General features: G+C 73.3%; 18 protein-coding genes. 10 read left to right on the plus strand and 8 right to left on the minus strand.

Annotated elements, in window-relative coordinates; genetic code table 11:
• Positions 1-204: 204 nt before the first annotated feature.
• Positions 205-1,416, minus strand: coding sequence for a toll/interleukin-1 receptor domain-containing protein (locus tag DAERI_RS23040; RefSeq protein WP_103128034.1), 1,212 nt, complete (start codon positions 1,414-1,416; stop codon positions 205-207).
• A gap of 310 nt (positions 1,417-1,726) precedes the next feature.
• Between DAERI_RS23040 and DAERI_RS23265 the strand changes: the two genes are divergently transcribed.
• Positions 1,727-2,428 (plus strand): FtsX-like permease family protein, encoded by a 702-nt coding sequence (locus DAERI_RS23265; RefSeq protein ID WP_306461352.1) that lies wholly within the window; start codon positions 1,727-1,729, stop codon positions 2,426-2,428.
• A gap of 19 nt (positions 2,429-2,447) precedes the next feature.
• Positions 2,448-3,002, plus strand: coding sequence for a glycosyl-4,4'-diaponeurosporenoate acyltransferase CrtO family protein (locus DAERI_RS03165; protein ID WP_103128036.1), 555 nt, complete (start codon positions 2,448-2,450; stop codon positions 3,000-3,002).
• A gap of 4 nt (positions 3,003-3,006) precedes the next feature.
• Here DAERI_RS03165 and DAERI_RS03170 read toward each other — a convergent pair whose 3' ends face one another.
• From DAERI_RS03170 to DAERI_RS03190, 4 genes are all read right to left on the minus strand, one after another.
• The gene (locus tag DAERI_RS03170) at positions 3,007-4,296 is read right to left on the minus strand and encodes a glycosyltransferase (protein ID WP_235610227.1); all 1,290 of its coding nucleotides are present in this window, start codon (positions 4,294-4,296) and stop codon (positions 3,007-3,009) included.
• Between the two features lie 23 nt (positions 4,297-4,319).
• Positions 4,320-5,459, minus strand: coding sequence for an FAD-dependent oxidoreductase (locus DAERI_RS03175; protein WP_103128037.1), 1,140 nt, complete (start codon positions 5,457-5,459; stop codon positions 4,320-4,322).
• Positions 5,452-7,293, minus strand: coding sequence for a methyltransferase domain-containing protein (locus DAERI_RS22710; protein ID WP_235610228.1), 1,842 nt, complete (start codon positions 7,291-7,293; stop codon positions 5,452-5,454). Before DAERI_RS22710 ends, DAERI_RS03175 begins: the two co-directional genes overlap by 8 nt.
• Positions 7,294-7,477: 184 nt before the next feature.
• Positions 7,478-8,191 carry a Dps family protein gene (locus tag DAERI_RS03190; RefSeq protein ID WP_103128039.1) on the minus strand — a complete coding sequence of 238 codons (714 nt, stop codon included), beginning with the start codon at positions 8,189-8,191 and terminating at the stop codon, positions 7,478-7,480.
• A gap of 213 nt (positions 8,192-8,404) precedes the next feature.
• Between DAERI_RS03190 and DAERI_RS03195 the strand changes: the two genes are divergently transcribed.
• From DAERI_RS03195 to DAERI_RS03225, 7 genes are all read left to right on the plus strand, one after another.
• Complete coding sequence (locus DAERI_RS03195; RefSeq protein WP_103128295.1) at positions 8,405-9,064, plus strand: response regulator transcription factor; 660 nt, start codon at positions 8,405-8,407, stop codon at positions 9,062-9,064.
• Positions 9,061-10,428, plus strand: a complete 1,368-nt coding sequence (locus DAERI_RS03200; protein WP_103128040.1) for a sensor histidine kinase — start codon at positions 9,061-9,063, stop codon at positions 10,426-10,428. Before DAERI_RS03195 ends, DAERI_RS03200 begins: the two co-directional genes overlap by 4 nt.
• A gap of 5 nt (positions 10,429-10,433) precedes the next feature.
• Positions 10,434-10,931 carry a VIT1/CCC1 transporter family protein gene (locus DAERI_RS03205; protein WP_102125984.1) on the plus strand — a complete coding sequence of 166 codons (498 nt, stop codon included), beginning with the start codon at positions 10,434-10,436 and terminating at the stop codon, positions 10,929-10,931.
• 199 nt (positions 10,932-11,130) lie between these two features.
• A complete protein-coding gene (locus DAERI_RS03210) occupies positions 11,131-11,634 on the plus strand; it encodes a hypothetical protein (protein ID WP_103128041.1) in 504 nt (167 codons plus the stop codon).
• A 27-nt stretch (positions 11,635-11,661) separates the two neighbouring features.
• Positions 11,662-12,081, plus strand: a complete 420-nt coding sequence (locus tag DAERI_RS03215) for a hypothetical protein (RefSeq protein ID WP_103128042.1) — start codon at positions 11,662-11,664, stop codon at positions 12,079-12,081.
• A gap of 98 nt (positions 12,082-12,179) precedes the next feature.
• Complete coding sequence (locus DAERI_RS03220; protein ID WP_103128043.1) at positions 12,180-14,489, plus strand: catalase; 2,310 nt, start codon at positions 12,180-12,182, stop codon at positions 14,487-14,489.
• A gap of 81 nt (positions 14,490-14,570) precedes the next feature.
• Complete coding sequence (locus DAERI_RS03225) at positions 14,571-15,326, plus strand: ferritin-like domain-containing protein (protein ID WP_103128044.1); 756 nt, start codon at positions 14,571-14,573, stop codon at positions 15,324-15,326.
• Between the two features lie 116 nt (positions 15,327-15,442).
• Here DAERI_RS03225 and arsB read toward each other — a convergent pair whose 3' ends face one another.
• The 3 genes from arsB to DAERI_RS03240 are packed head-to-tail and all read right to left on the minus strand — an operon-like array spanning position 15,443 to position 18,167.
• Positions 15,443-16,720: an arsenical efflux pump membrane protein ArsB gene (gene arsB, locus DAERI_RS03230; protein ID WP_103128045.1), complete on the minus strand. Its 1,278-nt coding sequence runs from the start codon at positions 16,718-16,720 to the stop codon at positions 15,443-15,445.
• Positions 16,717-17,514, minus strand: coding sequence for an ABC transporter permease (locus DAERI_RS03235; protein WP_103128046.1), 798 nt, complete (start codon positions 17,512-17,514; stop codon positions 16,717-16,719). Before DAERI_RS03235 ends, arsB begins: the two co-directional genes overlap by 4 nt.
• Positions 17,511-18,167: an ABC transporter ATP-binding protein gene (locus DAERI_RS03240; protein WP_103128047.1), complete on the minus strand. Its 657-nt coding sequence runs from the start codon at positions 18,165-18,167 to the stop codon at positions 17,511-17,513. The genes DAERI_RS03235 and DAERI_RS03240 overlap by 4 nt, the downstream gene beginning before the upstream one ends.
• Before the next feature lie 197 nt (positions 18,168-18,364).
• Here DAERI_RS03240 and DAERI_RS03245 point away from each other — a divergent pair, with 197 nt between their 5' ends.
• Positions 18,365-18,577, plus strand: a complete 213-nt coding sequence (locus tag DAERI_RS03245) for a hypothetical protein (protein ID WP_103128048.1) — start codon at positions 18,365-18,367, stop codon at positions 18,575-18,577.
• Positions 18,578-18,581: the final 4 nt, after the last annotated feature.

Here is an 18,581-nt window from a genome sequence, read left to right on the forward strand (position 1 = left end):
CGGAGACAGGGGTGAGGTTCAGCCGCCGCGCTGGAGTCGCTGTCCCGACCAGCACAGGGCTTCCAATGACCTGCGGCCGGGTGGTCCCCAATGGTACGCGGGCGCCCAGCCAGGGTGGTCTCGGTCCCGTGCCCGCGGACAGTCAGAAGCACGCCCCCAGCGGCTTGGCCGCAGGTGGCCTGCGGGCACTACTTCGGGACGAGCCTAGTTCAGCGGGAGCCGGAGCCGGGCGCGCAGGTCCTCGACCAACTCGCCGAGCCGTTCGACCGCGGGTTGAACGGCGGTCATCTGCGCGAGGTCACTCCACATCTGCTCGCGCCCGGCGCTGCCGCCGATGGCCGCCGTGAACCCGGGACGGGCCTCCTCGGCGGCGTGCAGCCGTTCCCGCAGGGTCTGGCCCTGCCGCCGGAGCGGCGCCGTGTTGACCGGCGGGTCCGAGCGGTAGTGGCTGAGCGCTTCCCAGGCGTCCCGGACGGCCGCCTCCAGAAGCCGGAGTTCCTCGGGCTCGTCCGGGCGTTGGGCCGTTGCCGCAGGCGCGCCCGGTCGGACCCTCTCGAGGTGATGGTCTTCCCGCACCTGGCCGGCGTCGCCGGAGCTGACCTCGAGGAGCGTGGGGACCGGACGTCCCAGCGCCTGGCCGAGCAGGCTGGGAAACGCCGGATCAAGCCACAGCTCGCCATAGGCGGCCGTCCCCGACAGCTCGTACGTTTTCCCTGGCCCCGCCGGCCCCTGGCTCCGGTGTTGAAACCGCTGCTCGACCAGCCCGTGGTCCCTCAGCACGGCCAGGGCGGCGTGGGCACCCTGTTCATGGTCGCCCAGGGTGTACTGGTGCCCCCCTGCCCGCAACTGCTGCGGGAACTCCGGTTGACCGCAGGCCCGGGTGAGCGTGGCGACCGCGCCCGCGACCGTGTCCAGGTCCCGGTGCCTCGCGGCCTGCTCGGCGGCCTGGACCACGTCGAGGAAGGGCTGCCAGTCCACGGTCGGCGCCCGCATCTCCACCTCCTGGGCGAGGTTGGCCACCAGCTTGTTCAGGGCCCGGACGTCCGTCGCGCTCAGGCCGTTGTGGTTCACGTACGGTGGGGGAAGCTGGGCCGGACTCAGGCCGGAGTGGCAGATGGGGGTGACCGGCTTGTTCTGCACCCACAGCGCGCCGAACTCGATGTTCACCCAGGGCCGCCGCAGGGCGGCGGGGCTCAGGATCAGCAGGCCGTACCGGGTGGCCCTCAGGGCGTCCTGAATGGTGCCGTTGAAGTCTGCCCCCATCCGGATGCTGCGGTCGTCCGACGACACGAAGATGTTCACCTGGCCGAGAAAGGCCCGGTCGAGCAGCTCCTGGAGCTTGAGCGCGATCTCCTGTTCGGCGCTGAAATGCGAGATAAAAATCAGCGGGCGATCTGGGGGCGTCCGGCGGGCCATGCCTTCAGTATCCCGCCTCACCCCAGGCGGCGGGGCAGACCCCAGGCCGGAAGCGGCCGGGAGAAGCAGCGCGCCGAGGTGGAGAGGTGGTCGGGCGCGTTCTGGAAGGTCAAGGGGCCATTCCCTTCCTGGTACTGGCAAGGTGCAGGGAGCCCCGCCAGGGGGAGCTGGCCGGAGGGCACGGAGCGGGAGTCGACGGGGAGCGGCACAACCAGCAGGGCGGGGACCGGGGGCGCGAGCGGACCCGTCGTCCAGGCCTCGGTGGAGGCGCGCCCGGCGCGGAACATGAGCGCAACGTGGCAGCGCGGAGGTGTTCGCCCACCTCCCCGCGCCGGTGGACGAGGGGCTGACGGCGCAGGTCCTGGCCGCCCGGCGACCGGTGGGCCATCCCGCCCAGGTCGCCCGGATGGGCGTGCTGCGTCTCAAGCAGGAGGCGCACGCGGTGCGGCCCGGCTGGGCCCGGGATACCCGGCGCAGGGCCTGGCCCTGGCCGCCCCCATGGTCGAGCTGGTTTACGGCCTGCTGGACATGCGGGATGACGAGCCATGAACGCAGGCATGGGAGGAACACGGCACCCTGGAGCAGGGGAAAAGCGTCCATGCTGCTGGGGAGCAGTAACGCCGTGGGCCTGCGCCTCTCCCTCGTCTCGCTGCTGGTGGGCGGGCTGACGGCCCTCAATACCGTGACCATGGGGGTGATCGAGCGCACCCGGGAGTTCGGGACCCTGCGGGCCATCGGGGCGCGTCCCGCCTTCCTGCGGGCCCTGGTGCTGACCGAGAGCCTGCTGCTCGCGCTGCTGGGCGGCGCCGCCGGGATGCTGCTGGGCCTGGTCGGCGCCTGGGGCGTCAATCTCTACACGCAGAACCTGGCCGGGATCGACGCGGCCACCGTCACCCCGCGCCTGGCGGTCCTGAGCGCCGGGGTCTCGCTGCTGCTGGGGCTGCTGGCGGGGCTGCGGCCCGCCCGGGCCGAGGGCCGCCTGACCGTCTCGGGCGCGCTGCGCCGTCCCTGAACCCCGCTATGCTCGGGACGTGCGGCGGGAGAGCGGGACGGACGGCTGGGCGGGCGTGTTCCTGGGCCTGGCCGGGGTGGCCGGGGCGGCCTGGCTCACGGGGAGGGTGGTCGGCTTCCGGGGCCTGCCCTTCGCGCTGACCGCGCACGTGCTCCTGATGCGCTGGGCGCTGTACGTGCTGCGCGCGGTCTCCTGGCGCCCGCCGGAGCACTGGTACCGGGTGCGACCCTGGGAACCGGGCCTGTACCGCCGCCTGAGCGTGCTCGGCTACAGGCGGCTGCTGCGGCGGATGGGCTGGGAACGCTTCCGGCGCGAGGCCACGGGCTTCGACGGTCGCCGGGCTTCCCTGCCCGCCTACGAGCGGGCGACCCGGGAGGCGGAGTTCAGCCACCTGCTGGCGGGCCTCGGGACGGGGCTGGTCGCGGGCGCGGTGGCGCGGCGGGCCTGGAACGCGGCGGGCTGGCTGCTGGGGGCCAACCTCTTCTTCCAGGTCTACCCGGTGCTTCTCCAGCGGACGATGCGGGCCCGGCTGGAGCGGCTGCGCCCCACCCGGCGGGCCGCCGCGGGACACTGAACGCTCACTCCTGGGACCCCGGTGCGCGGACGGGCCGGCCGGTGCGCGCCAGGGTCTCGATCAGCGCGGCGGCCTCGCGCGGAGCGTCGTGGCGCCGCAGATCGGCGCCCAGTTCGCGGGCGCGCTGGCGAACCGCGTGCTCGCCCAGCAGCGCCAGCACGGCCCCGCGCACCCGCTCGGGGGTTGGCGCGCCCGTGCGCAGGTTGATGCCCACGCCGGCGTACTCCACCCGGCGGGCGACCTCGGCCTTGTCCTCGGTGGTGCCCGCCACGACGACGGGAATGCCGTGCGTCAGGGCCTGCTGGACGCCGCCGTACCCCCCGTTGGTGACGTAGACGGCGACGTGGGGGAGCAGCGGCGCGAACGGCAGGAAGGCCGCCACCCGGGCGTTGCGGGGCACCTCACCCAGCGCGCCCGGGTCGCGGGCGCCAGTGGCGACGACCAGCACCTTCTCCCCGTCCAGCGCCTGGAGGGTGGGCAGAATCAGGTCGCGCGCCCGGGTGGCGAGGGTGCCCTGGGTGACCAGCACCACCGGGCGCGGGCCGAGCACCTCGCGCCACCAGCCGGGCAGACGCGAGTTCTCGGGCGCGGGCGGCAGGATCGCCCCGATGAAATGCAGGTGCGGGGGCAGGTCGCTGCGGGGGTACTCGAAACCCGGCACGGTGGGTTGCAGCATCAGCCGGGGAGCCACCGGGGGGGAAACGGGGCGGGGGGGCACGCCGACCCTGCGGCAGAGGGCCTCCAGCTCCCGCGACGCCCTGCCCAGGATGACCCGTTCCGCCCACCAGCCCAGGACCCGGTTGCGCCAGCGCCCCAGGGGCGAGGGGTCGGGTCCCAGCCCCAGACCGAAGGGGGCCGTGTCGCGGCTGGCGATCCCCAGCGGCAGGATGCCCAGCAGGGCGACGGGCGGTCCGGCCAGTTCCTCCAGCAGCAGGGCGGCGCCCAGGGTCTGCTCGGCGAGGATTACGTCGGCGGGCCAGGCCCCCTGCACCGCCTGGAGATCTTGCAGTTGACCCCCGACCTGGCCGACGAACACGTGCTCGATGTCAAACCGGATCTGCCGCAGGCCCGTCCGCTCGCCCCGTCCCGGGAAGGTCGCCCCGAAGTCGTCGTCGTAGTCGCGGGCGTGGACGAAGGGCTCGAACCCGGCACCGACCGCCCGCACCCGCGCCGCGTACTTGCGCCCGGTGTACCAGCGGACCTCGTGCCCGCGCCGCACGAGTTCGTCCGCGATGGGCAGGAGCGGCAGCACGTGGCCGTGGATGGGCTGCGAGGCGATCAGGATTCTGGACAAGGGCGGTCCTCCCGGAGCGGGTCTCACAGCCAGCGCATGGTGAAGGCGCGGGCCAGCAGGGGTTGAACGGGGGGCGAGAGGAGGCCGCGCAGCACCGCGTCCCGCACCCGCCGTGCCGGGCCCCGGGCCGGGCGGCCGAAGGCCATGTTGAACTCGGCCTGCCGGGTGGCGAGCCGGGCCGAGCGCAGGCGGGCCCGCTCGTAGCGCAGGAGGGCGGCGCGGGCTCCGGGAGCGCCCCCCACGGCCCTCCCCAGCAGCGGCGCGAGCGCGGCGGCGTCCAGCCAGCCCAGGTTCATCCCCTGCCCGCCGATGGGGCTGATCTCGTGCGCCGCGTCGCCGATCAGATGCACCCGGCCCAACACCATCCGGTCGGCCAGGTGGTGGCGCACCCCGAAGGCGCTGAGCATGGTGCAGTCCCCGGCGGGCAGGTGCAGCCCCGTCCGCCCCCGCACCAGGGCGGCGAGGTCCTGCGCCCGCACGTCGTCCCGCAGCGTCTCCGTGTGGACGACCCAGCGCCGCTGTTCCCCGGGCAGGGGAAAGGACTCCACCACGCCGTCCTCCATCAGAGAGATCGCCGCCCGCGGCCCGAAGGCGGTCGTGTCCGGGAAGTCCCCCATCAGGTAGCTGTCCGGGTAGGGGGCGCCCGGGAAGCCGATGCCGGCAAGGCCCCGGACCGTGCTGCGGGTGCCGTCCGCCCCCACGACGAGGCGGGCCCGCAGGAGTTCCTCGCGCTCCCCCTCCCGGCAGGCGACCGAGACGTGCCCGCCCTCGTCCCGCAGCCCCACGACCACGACTCCCCGCCGCAGCGCACCCGGGGCGAGGTGGGCCAGCCGCTCCTCCAGCACCTGCTCGGTGTCCCGCTGGGGCAGCGAGAGGATAAAGGGGTAACGCGGCGAGGCGGCGCGGAAGCTCAGCTCGCCGATCACCCCGCCCCGTCCGAGCACGACCCCGCCCGTGATGGGCACCCCGGCGGCGAGCAGGGGGGTGGTCAGGCCCACCTCCTCGAAGGCCGCCAGGGCAGGCGGGTGGATGCCGACGGCACGCGAGTGGCCGCTCCTCGCCGGGCGACGCTCCAGCACCGCGACGCTCAGTTCCCGCCGGGCGAGCAGGCACCCCAGGAACAGGCCGACCGGTCCACCCCCCACGACCAGCACGTCAAGCATGCGGTCCCGCCCGGGTCAGCAGGAGGCGGAAGGGAACGAGGGGCTGGACCTGCCAGCCCGGTGGCGCCAGCGCCGCGAGTTCCCGCGCCGTGTGGCTGCGCCGGATCGAGAGCAGCCCGTCCTCCCGGATGAACGAACCCCGAAAGAGCCGCGCCCCCGCGCTGAAGGCCCGGTACGCGAGGGCGTGGCGGGCGAGGTCGCTGTGGACCACCCGCACCCGGCCCAGTGCCTCGCTGTCTCGCAGCAGGGCCCCGAGCTCCGCGTCCGTCAGGTGGTGCAGCAGGTGGTTGGAGATCACGAAGTCGAAGCCCTGCCCCTCGCGCACGAGGTCGCTGCTCAGCGCCCGCCGGAAGGTCACGTCCGGGTCGGCGGCGAGCCCCGTGGCGTAGGCGACGGCGCGTTCGTCGGCGTCGATGGCGGTCACCCGGAGCCGCCGACCGTCGCGCCGCGCCCAACGGGCCAGCCCCCGCGCCACGTCCCCGCCGCCACAGCCGATATCGAGCAGGGTCAGCGTCCGGCCCGGGGGCAGATGAGGCCGCAGCTCGCGCCGGTATACCCGCCGCCAGCCCGCCACGAGGACATTCACCGTGCCGAACTGGGCATAGGTACGCTCCAGACTGGGCAAGTCGCAGTTCGGGTCGTCCATCCGCTCGCGCAAGTGTGCGGCGCGCCGGGAGAGGTCAGGGTGCATCAGTCGAGCCCGCACAGCCGCGTCATCAGGGCCGACTCCACGGTCAGGCCGGGGCCGAAGGCCATCGCGCACACCCGCTCCCCGTCCCCCGCCTCCCGCCTCCCGCAGCAGGTCCTCCAGGATGAACAGCACCGTCGCGCTGCTCATGTTGCCGTAGCGGCGCAATACCTCGCGCGAGGGGCGCATCTGCTCGTCGCTCAGGGCGAGGGCGCCCTGCACCCGGTCGAGGATGCTTCTCCCGCCGGGGTGCACGGCCCAGCGCTCGACCCCCCGGTGCGCGGCGTCGCCCGGCCCCCGGGGCCCGCCCAGCAGCGGCGCGAGGGCCCCCCCGATGTGCGACTCGATGATGTCGGGGACATAGGTGCTGAGCACCATGTCGTAGCCCTGGTCGCCCACCGTCCAGGCCATGTCGGCCTCGCCCACGCCGGGGGGCGTCAGGGTGGTCTCGAAGCGGTCGAGGCGCAGGGCGGGCGTGCCCGCGGCGGGCGGCCGGGCGGCGACCAGGGCGGCGGCAGCCCCGTCCGCGAAGACCGAGTTGGCGATCAATGTGTCGGGGTCGTTCGCCGAGTGCATGTGGATGGTGCACAGCTCCGCGCAGACCACCAGGACCACCGCCCTCGGGTCGGCCTCGCAAAAGGCCCTCGCCATCTTCAGGGCGGGAAAGGCGGCGTAGCAGCCCATGAAGCCCACGTGGAAGCGGTGCGCGCCCGCGGGCAGCCCCAGCGCCCGCACGAGGGCGTAGTCGGGTCCCGGGGCGAAAAAGCCCGTGCACGACACCGTGACGACGTGAGTGACGTCGGTCGCGCCCAGGTGGGGGGCTGCCTCCAGCGCCGTTCGGGCCGCCCGCACGAACAGCTCGGTGGCGTGAGGCACGTAGAAGTCGTTGCGCGCGCCCGTGCCCGGCGTGAGCATCCGGCCCGTCCCGGGGTCGTAGAAGAGGCCCGGGGGGTCACCCGCCGGGCCCAGGAAGTCCCGCACGACGCTGTGCCTCCGGTCGATGCCCGAGGCGTTGAAGATGGAGGTCGTGAGCCGCCGCCCCAGGCGGCCCAGTTCGGGCTGCGCCCGGATCACGTCCCGGATGACCGACTGGGGGTAGGCGGTCTCCGGGACGGCGGACGCGATGGCGTGTAGATAGACAGGCATAGGTCAGGGGAGGGGGACAGGCGGACGCGGTTCCTTCCGCCGGCTTCAGGGGATGCGGGGGAAAAGGGGGGCCGCCGGGTGAAGGAGCGGGGGCGCGCCAGGGGGAACTTTCCCAGTCCGCTGGCCTCCTGCTCCGCGCGAAGGAAGGAGGGCCGGGCGGGCCCCCCCGGGTCTGCCCGTCCCCCTATTTCCCACGCAGGGGCACGGGCTTGCCGTTGTTGAGGTCGAAGCCCGAGTTGGGGTCACGCGGCGTGTTCTGGAGGAAGGCCCGCATCTGCCACTGGTATTTCTCGATCCCGTGCTCCACCTCTTGCAACAGGTTCGCCGTCGTCGGGTCCACCTTCTCCACATCATTGATGCGCTGGTGAATCCGCTGCCCCACCGTCTCGTACTGGTAGGTGAAGAACTGGATGACCTGGGCGTCGTCGAGGAAGCCACCCGGAATCTCGGGCAGGCGCGAGGCCGCGACGATGGTGATCGCCCGCCCGTCGCTGGACGCCCCCACCGAGAGCTGGCGCTCGGCCACGTCGTCGGCGTACTTGCTCAGCCCCTCGTAGTGCTCCTGAAGCAGCTCGTGCAGGGTGTACCAGAGGGTGCCCGAGACGTTCCAGTGCGCCTGTTTGGTCTGGAGTTGCAGCGCCTGGAGCTCGGTCAGAGTGTTTTGCAGGGCCTGCACGCTCTTTTTCAGGTCCTCGGTGCCGGCGGCGGGCAGGGTCGTGGCGCGGTTGTAGGGCAGGGGCGAGGCCGTGCCGGTGTTCTGGGCGGTGGGCTGGCCGGTGGTGGGGGCGGGCTCGTTCACGTTGGTGGAGGGCACGCCCGCGCCCGCGCTCTGGGCGCCCGCCCCGCCCGCGAGGGCCGAGGGAAGGAGGAGGGCGGCAAGGAGGATCAGGTGTTTCATGAGGGCTCCTGGGTGGGGTTGGGGCGACACAACCGCCGTGAAGGTAGGCAGGCGCCGTTAGACGGGTGCAAGAAAGGGCAGGTCCTCAACGCTTTCTTAAGCTCCCCTCACGTGTCGTTCTTACGCCCCTTTGATCTGGAACGCCTACCGTGGCGGCATGACCATGCCCGGCGGCCCCTGGATGTCCTGTGCTCCCCTCCGGGGGTGCTGAGCGTGCGGCTCCTGCTGGTGGAGGACGACCCGCGCATCGCGCTCCCGACCGCGCGGGCGCTGGCGGACGCGGGCCATGAGGTCAAGGTGGAGCCGGACGGCGTGCGCGGGCTGACCCAGGCGCGCTCGGGGGGCTACGACGCCCTGCTGCTCGACGTGATGCTCCCGGGCCTCGACGGATTCGAGCTGGCCCGCACCCTGCGCGCGGAGGGTGCCGAGGTGCCCATCGTGTTCCTCACCGCCCGGGGGGCCCTGCACGACCGGGTGGATGGCCTGGACCTCGGGGGGGACGCCTACCTCGTCAAGCCCTTCGAGCTGCCCGAACTGCTCGCCACCCTGCGCGCGGTCGTGCGGCGCGGCGAGGGGGTCCGCAGCGCGCGGGTGGCCTTTGGCGGCGGGACCGGGCTGCTGGACGCCCGACACCGCCAGGTGTGGTGGCAGGGGCAGGTCGTGGGGTTCACGGCGCGCGAGTACGCTCTGCTGGAGGTGCTGGTGCTGTCACAGGGGCGCTGGTTCACCCGCGAGGAGCTGGTCACGCGGGTCTGGGGTCCGGACTTCGGGGGCGAGGCGCGGGTGGTGGACGTGTACGTGAGCTACCTGCGGCGCAAGCTGGCGGCCGACGTGCTCGTGAGTTCGCGCGGGCTGGGGTACCGAGTGCCATGAGCATCCGCATCCGGATCGCCCTGGGCGTCGCCCTCCAGACCGCCGTGGTGGTCTTGGTGGTCGCGGCGGTGCAGTTCCTCGCCCTGCGCTCCTTTCTCGCCGTGGCGGAGTACGAGCGCCTGGAAATGCTGATCCCGCGCCTGGAGCAGGAGCTGGCGGCGCGGCCCCAGTCCGGGGCGGCCCCGCCGCTCGAGATCACGACGCTCCCGCGCAACGTGGACGTGCGGGTCCTGCAGGGCGGGCAGGTGGTGGCGGTCACGGAAAACTTCCCGCCCATTCCGGCCGACCTGCCGCCCGGCTACGCGCCCCGCGCGGGGCACGACGTGCTCATCGCCACGGTGACCCTGCGCGGAGGGGCGGCCACGGCCCAACTGGCCAGCGACGTACTGGGGGTCGTCAACCCGCTGCGCGCCTACCTGCGGGCGCTGGCGGTCACCGTGCCGACCGCGGCGGCGCTGGTGGCCCTGCTGAGCTTCCTCCTGGCGGGACGGCTGCTGCGCCCGGTGGCCCGCTTGCAGGAGGCGGCCGCGCGGCTGGGGCAGCAGGGGGACCTGCGCTCTCCCCTGCCCGGGGCGGGGCGCAACGACGAACTCGGGCGGCTGGCCGGGACCCTGCAAACGTCCTTCGCGCAACTCGCGGACGTGCGCGAGCGGGAGGAGGAGTTCACCCGGGCCGCCGCCCACGACCTGCGCTCCCCGCTCGCGGCGCTCAAGATGCGGCTGCAAGGCTCGCTCGCCGGGCCGCGCAGCGAGGCGGAGCTGCGCGAGGACATGGCCGAGGCGCTCGCCGACGTGGAGCGGATGCGCCGGCTCACCGAACACCTGTTGCTGCTCGCCCGGGGCGTGCAGGCGGTGCAACTCCTGCCGGTGGACCTCGCCCGGGTGGCCGGCGAGGCGGTGGACCGGGCGCGCGAGGCGGCGCCCGACGTGCGGCTGGACTTCGAGACCCGGGGCGACGCCACGGTGATCGGCGATGAGGCGCTGCTCACCCACCTCGTCGAGAACCTGATCGGGAACGGCCTGCGGTACGGGCAGGGCGCCGACATGCGGGTGAGCGTGGGCGGTGAGGCGGACCACGTGCGCCTGACGGTGCAGGACGCGGGCCCGGGCGTGCCCGCGGCGGCCCTCCCGCACCTGGCCGAGCCCTTCTATCAGGTGAACACGGCCCGCGGTGGGGAGGGCAACGGGCTCGGGCTCGCCATCGTGCAGCGCGTGGCGCAGACGCACGGGGCCACCCTGCGCTTCGAGAACGGCGAGCCCGGGGGCCTGCGCGTCGCGGTGGACTTTCCCCGGACCGGGACCGACCAACCGGAGTGGCCTGCTCGGGATTTCTTACTTCCGCATAACAGGAATCATTCTCAATAAGGAGCATGTCACAGGCTTCTCCCCACGACCAGACGTTCGTTCTCCAAAAAATTCAACCTGCCCTGCTCGGCCTGATGGACGGTTCGGTCAGCACCCTGGCTCCGATCTTCGCCGCCGCTGGCCTGACGGGGCGACCCATCGACGCCTTCTTCGTGGGCCTGGCCGCCTCGGTGGGGGCGGGCATCAGCATGGGGCTGGCCGAGGCGCTCAGCGATGACGGCGTCGTCTCGGGGCGCGGCACCCCCCTCGCGCGCGGCGCGATCACCGGGGTCGCCACCATCCTCGGCGGGATGCTGCACACCCTGCCCTTCCTGCTGCCCGACCTGCGCGTCGCCCTCAGCCTCGCCTACGCCGTCGTGCTGGTCGAACTGCTGGTCATCGCCTATATCCGCTGGCACTACATGCGCTCGCCGCTCGCCCAGACCGTCGTGCAGGTGATCGTGGGCGGTGGGGTCGTGTTCGGCGTCGGGGTGTGGCTGGGCACCCTCGGCGCCCGCCCCTGAGGGACAGGCATGCCGTGCCCCTCCCCCCGAACCGCGCTCCCGTCTCCTGTTCTGCGGGAGCCGTCCCACCCGGAAGCATGCCCCCGGGCTGGCCTTGGTCCCGGTTTCATGAAGCCCGCGTCCTTACCCCCGCCCAACATTCCCGGCGCCCACTGAACCGGGGCCGAACGCGCCTCACCGTCTCGGCAGGAGACCTCCCATGACCCACGTGCTCACCCTGCGCAAAGCCCTCGTCGTCCTCGGCCTCCTCGGGCTGCTCGGTCTCGCGGCGGAACTCGCGGCCGTCGGCCACTGGTACGGCCCCTCGCAGCTCATCCCGTTCGCGGCCATCGCCGCTGGCGTGGTGGCAGCGGCGCTCTTCCTGGGGACCGACCGGGTCTGGTCGCGCCTGCTGCTGCGCGCCGCCGCCGCGCTGCTCGTCGTCACTGGGGTCTACGGCGCAGTCGAGCACACCGGCAAGAACCCCGAGCTGCTGCGCGAGGGACGCGCCGGGGCGCTCGGAACCTCCCCCGAGGCGCGCCCGGGCGAACCCGGGGTGCTGGGGCTGCCCGCCCCGCGCGCCAACTGGCTCAACGGCCCGGCCCCCATGAGCGCGCCCCTGGCGATGAGCGGGCTCGGCCTGCTGCTGCTGCTCGCGCTGTACCGCCGCGAGGCCGACCCGTCCGCCCCCGCCCCCGCCCTCTCCCAGCCGCAGGCCCGCTGACCCGGCTGACCCCCCAGGAGGAACACCATGTCGCACGCCGCCCGTCACTGGCTCGGTCTGATGCTGCTCGCCGCCGTCGCCTGGATTCACTACCGGGACATCCCCGGCAAGCTCGGCGAGACGCCGTACCTGGGCTGGCTGTACATCCTGCTCGTCGCCGGGTGCGCGGCGTCGGGGGCGTGGCTGTTCACCGAGCGGGCCCGGGCCGGGTACGCCCTGGGCGCGCTGATCTCGCTGGGCGCCATCGTGGGGTACGTCCTCACGCGCAGCACCGGCCTGCCCGGGGCCACCAGCGACATCGGCAACTGGGCCGAGCCCAGCGGCGTCTTCGCGCTGATCGTGGAGGCCGCGTTCGTGGGGCTCGCCCTCTCCCGGCTGCGCCGACCGGACCCCCTGGCCGCCGTCACCGCTGCGGGCCGTGCGCGCGGCGTTGACCCCCGCCCCTGACGCCGGCACACCTCCCCGGAAAAACCCGGCGCGGGAACACACGATCAGGCCCCATTCCTTCGCCCTTTCGCCGTCCTCCAGGAAAGGCAGGTCCTCTCATGGCCCAGAATCGCAAGCTCTCCACCCCGCTCTCCCTCGACGACACCGCCAGCAAGCTCGATGAGCAGACCAAGGCCCAGGACCTCAGCGCGAACACGGCCAGCCCCGGTGCCCGCCTCACCGACAACATGGGGCACGCCGTCAGCGACGACCAGAACTCGCTGCGAGCCGGGGTGCGCGGCCCCACCCTGATGGAGGACTTCCTCTTCCGCGAGAAGCTCCACCACTTCGACCACGAGCGCATCCCCGAGCGGGTGGTCCACGCGCGCGGCGCCGGGGCCCACGGCTACTTCCAGCTCGACAAGTCCCTCTCGGCCTACACCACCGCGAAGGTCCTCACCGAGGTCGGGGTGCAGACCCCGGTGTTCGCGCGCTTCTCGACGGTGGCGGGTTCGCGTGGCTCGGCGGACACGGCGCGCGACGTGCGCGGCTTCGCAGTCAGGTTCTACACGCAGGAGGGCAACTGGGACCTCGTCGGTAACAACATCCCCGTGTTCTTCATCCAGGACGCGATCAAGTTTCCCGACCTGATCCACTCGGTCAAGCCCGAGCCGCACAACGAGATTCCGCAGGCGGCCAGCGCGCACGACACCTTTTACGACTTCATCTCGCTGACGCCCGAGTCGATGCACATGCTGATGTGGGTCCACAGCGACCGCGCCATCCCGCGCTCCTTTGCCATGATGGAGGGCTTCGGCGTCCACACCTTCCGCCTGGTGAACGCGCAGGGGCACGCGCACCTCGTCAAGTTCCACTGGAAGCCCCTGCTCGGCGTGCATTCGCTGGTGTGGGACGAGGCGCAGAAGATCGCGGGCAAGGACCCCGACTTCCACCGCCGCACGATGTGGGAGTCCATCGAGGCCGGGCAACCCTTCGAGTGGGAGCTGGGCGTGCAGGTCTTCACCGAGGCGCAGGCCGAGGGGTGGGACTTCGACGTGCTCGACGCCACCAAGATCGTGCCCGAGGACCTCGTGCCGGTGCAGCGGGTGGGGCGGATGGTGTTGAACCGCAACCCCGACAATTACTTCGCGGAGACCGAGCAGGTCGCCTTCATGACGACCAACATCGTGCCGGGCATCGACTTCAGCGACGACCCGCTGCTCCAGGGCCGCAACTTCAGTTACCTCGACACCCAGCTCTCCCGCCTGGGTTCGCCCAACTGGCCCGAGCTGCCTATCAACCGCCCGGTGAACCGCGTGGCGAACAACCAGCGCGACGGCCACATGCGCCAGACCGTCAACCGGGGGAGGGTGTCGTACGAGCCCAATACCCTGGGGGGCAACAAGCCCGCCGAGGTCCCGCAGGCGCGCGGCGGGTACGTGAGCTACCCCGAGCGGGTGTCCGGCCCCAAGGTGCGGGCCCGCGCCGAGAGCTTCGGGGACCACTACGGGCAGGCGCGGCTCTTCTGGAACTCGATGACGCCGGTTGAAAAGGAGCACATCACGCGCTCGCTCCAGTTCGAGCTGAGCAAGGTGGAGACGCGCGACATCCGCCTGCGGATGCTCGGCCACCTGGAGAGAATCAACGAGGTGCTCGCCGCGCAGGTGGCCCGGGCGCTGGGCGAGAGGCCCCGTGTGGGCGGCACGGCCAGGCCCGGCGGCACCGCCGACTCCGCCGCCGAGACGGCCGTCCTGGCGGCGGCGACCACGCCGACGAGCGCCTCCGGCCGCCTTCACCGAGCGAAGGGGTTGAGCCAGGAGGAGGGCCAGCCCCGCCTGGCCAGGGGGCGCAAGGTGGCGATCCTGGCCGCCGAGGGCGTGAACGCCGCGCAGGTGGCGGCGGTGAGCAAGGCCCTGACGGACGCGGGCGCGATGGCCGACATCGTCGGGCCGCACCTGGGGGCGCTCGCGGAGGGCGTGGTGGCGAACAAGACCCTCGCCAACACCGACCCGGTGCTGTACGACGCCGTGCTGGTGCCGGGCGGAGCGGCCAGCATTCAAACCTTGATCGGCCTGGGAGACGCCCACAATTTCGTGGCGCAGGCGTACAAGCACGCCAAGCCCATCGGGGCGCTAGGCGAGGGGACCGAGCTGCTCACGGCGTCCGAGATCGGGCGGCTGCTTCGCGCCATCGCGGGTCCGGCGGCGGGGGCGGTCCAGGCCCCAGCGGGCCGACCGGACGCTGTGCAGAACCTGTCCGAGGTGGGCGGGATGCGCCTCGCCAGCGGGGCGGGCGCGCAGAAGCTCGCCGAGTACGGCATCGTCGTCGGCCAGAACGGCGGCACCCCGGCGGCCCTGACGGCCTTCGTCACCGCGCTGGGACACCACCGCTACTGGGGCCGCCCGAACGTCGGGCAGGTTCCGGCATAAGTCCGGGGGGCCGCGCGGGAAAGCTTTCCTGCGTGCGGCCCGCGTCATTCCTCCCCCTGCGCCCTCCCCGGAGTTCTCCCCATGAACGAGCAGACCGGCACCACCGAACCCACCACCAGCAATGAGCGCACCAGGCGCGGCTTTCTGCGCGGCCTGGCGGGCACCCTCGCCCTCACCGGGTTCGGCCAGGCGTTCGGCCAGGACCGGGCCAGCACCGGAACCCTCGACCACGCCGCCGTCCTCGACCTCGCGGCGACCGCCGAGGCGCTGGCCGTCACCCTCTACCACCAGGCCCTGACCACGGCCACCTTCCGCATGGACGGGGACACCGCCGAACATCTGCGGGCCGTGCTGGACGCCGAGGCGCACCACCTGGAGGTGCTGCGGTCCCTGGGCGCCGCGCCGCTCGCGTCCCGCTTCTACCTGCCCCGGGAGCTGCTGCCGGATGCTGGCGCCTTCGCGGACACCGCCCTGCACCTGGAGGCGGTCTTCATCGGCGCGTACCTGGCGGCCACCCACCAGTTCGCGCAGCAGGGCCAGCCCGAACTGGCGGCGACAGCCGCGCAACTCGGGGCGAGCGAGGCCCAGCACCTCACGCTGCTGTCACAGCTCGCGGGCCTGGGACCGGGCGACCTCACCCTGCCCGCCGCGAGCTTTCGCCGGGTCGCGGACGCGGGTCCCGCCCTGGCCCCCTTCCTGCGGGGTGGACCGGGGGCCCTCGGGCCGGTCGCGCTGCCGCAGGCCGAGCAACTGCGCCTGGTCCTGGGGCAGCGCGCCGCCACACCCGGGCGGCCATTCGCGCGGACGTACACCCCCTCCCCACGCGGGCGGGGATGACGGGGCCGCCAACCCTCGCCGCCCCTTGTCCACACGGCGAACACCCCCGGGGAGGGTTCAGGGGGTCGAATGCGGGTGGCCCACCCCACAGGGCCCGGAGGTCCCGTTGAGCCTGTTCAGCGCAGGAAGGCCGCGAGCGCCAGCAGCGCCGCGAGCAGGACGGGTGGGGTCAGCACGATCCCGGCCCTGAAATACTCCCCCCAACTCACCCTCACCCCGCGCCGCCCCAGCAGGAACAGCCACAGCAACGTGGCGAGGCTCCCGGTGGGCGTGAGCTTGGGCCCGATGTCCGCGCCCACGATCAGCGCGTAGGCGAGGCCCTCCCGCACCTGCGGCGTCAGGGCGGCCCCCTGCACCCCGAGCAGCGCGAACAGCACCGCCGGGAGGTTGTTCATCAGGGCGCTCAGCGCCGCCACGCTACTCCCCGCAGCCAGCACGCCCGCCAGGGTGCCGTGCCCCGCCGCGCCCGCCACCAGCTCCCCGTACCCGGCGGTGAACCCGGCGCCGCGCAGCCCGTACACCACCAGATACATCCCCAGCGCGAACACCACCACGTCCCAGGGAGCGTGCCCCAGCACCGCGCGGCTCGACAGCTGCCGCGAGCGCGCCGCGACGAGCCACAGTGCGGCGGCCCCCAGGGTGGTCACCACGCCGAGCGGCACCCCCAGCGGGTCCGCCAGGAAGTACCCGGCGAGCAGGAGGGGCAGCACGGTCCACCCGGCGAGGAACAGACCGCGCGACCGCACCACGCTTCCTGGCGGGGGCAGGGTCGCCGGGTCGTAGCTCGTGGGCAGAGCGCGGCGGTACACCGCGAGCAGGACGGCGAGGCAGGCGAGCAGCGCCGCCGCGTCCACCGGGACCATCACCCGCGCGTACTGCGCGAAGTCCAGGTGGAAGGCGTCAGCCACGACGATGTTCACCAGGTTCGAGACCGGCAGGGGCAGGCTGGTGGCGTCCACCACGAACCCCACGGCGAAGGCGAAGGCCAGCGTGGCCGCGCGGGACAGCGCGAGGACCCCGGCGAGTTCGAGGGCGACGGGAGTGAGGATCAGGACGGCGCCGTCGTTGGCGAACAGGGCCGCGACCAGGGCGGTGAACACGATCAGCAGCACGAAGAGGACCACGCCGCGCCCGCGTCCCCAGCGCGCGAGGTGCAGCGCCGCCCAGCGGAAGAAGCCCGCCTCGTCGAGCAGCAGGCTCATCACGATCAACCCGACCAGGGTGAGCGTCGCGTTCCAGGTCGCGTGCCAGACCGCCGGGATGTCGGCGGGCCGGACCGCGCCCAGCAGCAGGCCGAGGGCGGCCCCGCCCAGCGCGGTCCAGGCGGGTTTCAGGCCGCGGGGCTGCCACACCACCAGGGCGACCGTCACGAGGAACACCAGCAGGGCGCTCACCGCCGCCCCCGGGCGTGCAGCCGCTCGACCCTCAACCGGTCCCGCGCGTCGAAGAGCGAGCGGTACGCGAGCAGCACCACGGCCAGGCTCCCCAGTGCCGAACTCGCCGCGAGGATGAACATGATCACGATCTGGTACCGCACGGCCGTGCCCGGCGGGGCGCCCGCCAGGATCTGCCCGGTCATCATGCCGGGCAGGCTCACGATGCCCATGACGGCCATGCTGCTGAGCACCGGGATCATGCCGGTCCGCACGGCGGCGGCGACCTCCGCGTGGGCGGCCTCCCAGCGGGTCGCGCCCAGCGCCAGCAGCTCCTCGATCTGCGGGCGGCGGGCGCGCAGGTCCCCGGTGAAGCGGTCCAGCGACAGGGCCACCCCGGTCAGGGTGTTGCCCAGCACCATCCCCAGGATGGGGATCGCGTACTGCGGCTCGAACCACGGGTGGACCCGCAGGAGGCCGGAAAGGGCCAGCCCCGTGAGCAGGAACGAGCTGCCGAACACTGCGAGGAAGGCGTCCAGGTACACCCGGGCGTACCGCTCGCGGCTGCGGGCCACCGCCGCCTGCCCGGCCAGGACGGTCATCACCAGCCCGATCCCCACGACGGGCAGCGGGGAGCGCAGGGCGAAGACCCACCCCAGGATCAGCCCCACCGCGAGGAGCTGCGCGACCATCCGCGCGCCCGCCACCAGGATGTCCCGCTCCAGCCCCAGGCGCAGCCGCACCGACAGCACGACGTTCACCAGCAGCAGCGCGGCCGCCAGGGCGAGTTGCCCGGCGCTGATCGGCACGCTCATGCCGTCACCGGCTGGGGCTGGAGGGGAACTTCGCGCGAGGCGACCCGGGCCCGTTGCGCGGGGTCGTGGCTGACCCAGACCAGCGCGCGCCGCGCGGCCCCGCGCAGCCAGCCCAGCAGCACGCGCTCCGCGCGGCGCGTGGTGTCCGGGTCGAGGGACGCGGTCGCCTCGTCGAGCAGCAGCACGGTGGGGCTGAGCAGCAGCGCGCGGGTGAGGGCCACGAGCTGCCCCTCGCCCCCCGAGAGGGTGGCCGCGTCCAGCCGCAGGAAGGCCCCGTCCCGCCCGAAGGCCCCGAGCAGCGCCTCCGCCTCACCGGGATGGAACATGCGGTGGCGGTGTGCCGCCAGGGTGAAGGGCCGCCGCAGGTGGTCGAGGACGGTGCCGCCGTCCAGGGCGGGCCGCTGGGGCAGGTAGGTGACGTGTGAGCGGTACCGGGGCATCGGCCACCCGGCCTGCGCCCGGCCCTCCAGCGTGATCTCGCCGCCCTCCAACGCGTCCAGCCCGGCGAGGGCGCGCAGCAGCAGGCTCTTTCCCGAGCCCGACGGCCCGACGACGGCCACGCTCTCCCCGGCGTCCACGTCCAGGCTCAGGTCCTGCCAGAGCGCGCGGCCATCCACGCTGCGCCGCAGGCCCGACGCCGACAGCAGGGCCATCAGCCGTCCCACGCCGACCGGAACGCCGGGCCGGGGGAGCGACCGGCCCGGGGACAGCCCGGGACGCCTCCAGTCACAGGCCAGCCGCGATGATCAACCGCCGCACCCCGCCCCGGGCTCTGTTCACCTTCACATCGGTACGCCTCCACTCTCCCACAGCTCACCTCGACCTCTGCCAGGATGGGGGCCGGAACCTCATGGTCAAGCCCTCGCCCCGCATTCCCCGGTACGTCAACACGTTCCCCGCAGGCCTGGCGACCGCCGCCCAGCTTCAGGCCGAGGGCCTCAAGCCCGGCACCACCGCCCCCGTCGCCCTCCTGGAATACCACGAGGGGGACCGCAGCGGGGTGTGCGGCCTCTTCGAGCGCTCGGCCGCCGTGCCCAGGATGGACTCGCCTCAACCCTTGTGAGTGG

The organism is Deinococcus aerius, assembly GCF_002897375.1.
Classification (GTDB): Bacteria; Deinococcota; Deinococci; order Deinococcales; family Deinococcaceae; genus Deinococcus; species Deinococcus aerius.

Excerpts from the sequence above, each read along its gene's own strand:
- DAERI_RS03220 (WP_103128043.1), top strand. The coding sequence starts at position 12,180 with ATGGCCCAGAATCGCAAGCTCTCCACCCCGCTCTCCCTCGACGACACC.
- DAERI_RS03240 (WP_103128047.1), bottom strand. The coding sequence starts at position 18,167 with ATGGCCCTGCTGTCGGCGTCGGGCCTGCGGCGCAGCGTGGATGGCCGC.
- DAERI_RS03235 (WP_103128046.1), bottom strand. The coding sequence starts at position 17,514 with ATGAGCGTGCCGATCAGCGCCGGGCAACTCGCCCTGGCGGCCGCGCTG.
- DAERI_RS03205 (WP_102125984.1), top strand. The coding sequence starts at position 10,434 with ATGTCACAGGCTTCTCCCCACGACCAGACGTTCGTTCTCCAAAAAATT.
- DAERI_RS03245 (WP_103128048.1), top strand. The coding sequence starts at position 18,365 with ATGGTCAAGCCCTCGCCCCGCATTCCCCGGTACGTCAACACGTTCCCC.
- DAERI_RS03190 (WP_103128039.1), bottom strand. The coding sequence starts at position 8,191 with ATGAAACACCTGATCCTCCTTGCCGCCCTCCTCCTTCCCTCGGCCCTC.
- DAERI_RS03225 (WP_103128044.1), top strand. The coding sequence starts at position 14,571 with ATGAACGAGCAGACCGGCACCACCGAACCCACCACCAGCAATGAGCGC.
- DAERI_RS22710 (WP_235610228.1), bottom strand. The coding sequence starts at position 7,293 with ATGCCTGTCTATCTACACGCCATCGCGTCCGCCGTCCCGGAGACCGCC.
- DAERI_RS03210 (WP_103128041.1), top strand. The coding sequence starts at position 11,131 with ATGACCCACGTGCTCACCCTGCGCAAAGCCCTCGTCGTCCTCGGCCTC.
- DAERI_RS03200 (WP_103128040.1), top strand. The coding sequence starts at position 9,061 with ATGAGCATCCGCATCCGGATCGCCCTGGGCGTCGCCCTCCAGACCGCC.
- DAERI_RS03215 (WP_103128042.1), top strand. The coding sequence starts at position 11,662 with ATGTCGCACGCCGCCCGTCACTGGCTCGGTCTGATGCTGCTCGCCGCC.
- DAERI_RS03175 (WP_103128037.1), bottom strand. The coding sequence starts at position 5,459 with ATGCTTGACGTGCTGGTCGTGGGGGGTGGACCGGTCGGCCTGTTCCTG.
- DAERI_RS23040 (WP_103128034.1), bottom strand. The coding sequence starts at position 1,416 with ATGGCCCGCCGGACGCCCCCAGATCGCCCGCTGATTTTTATCTCGCAT.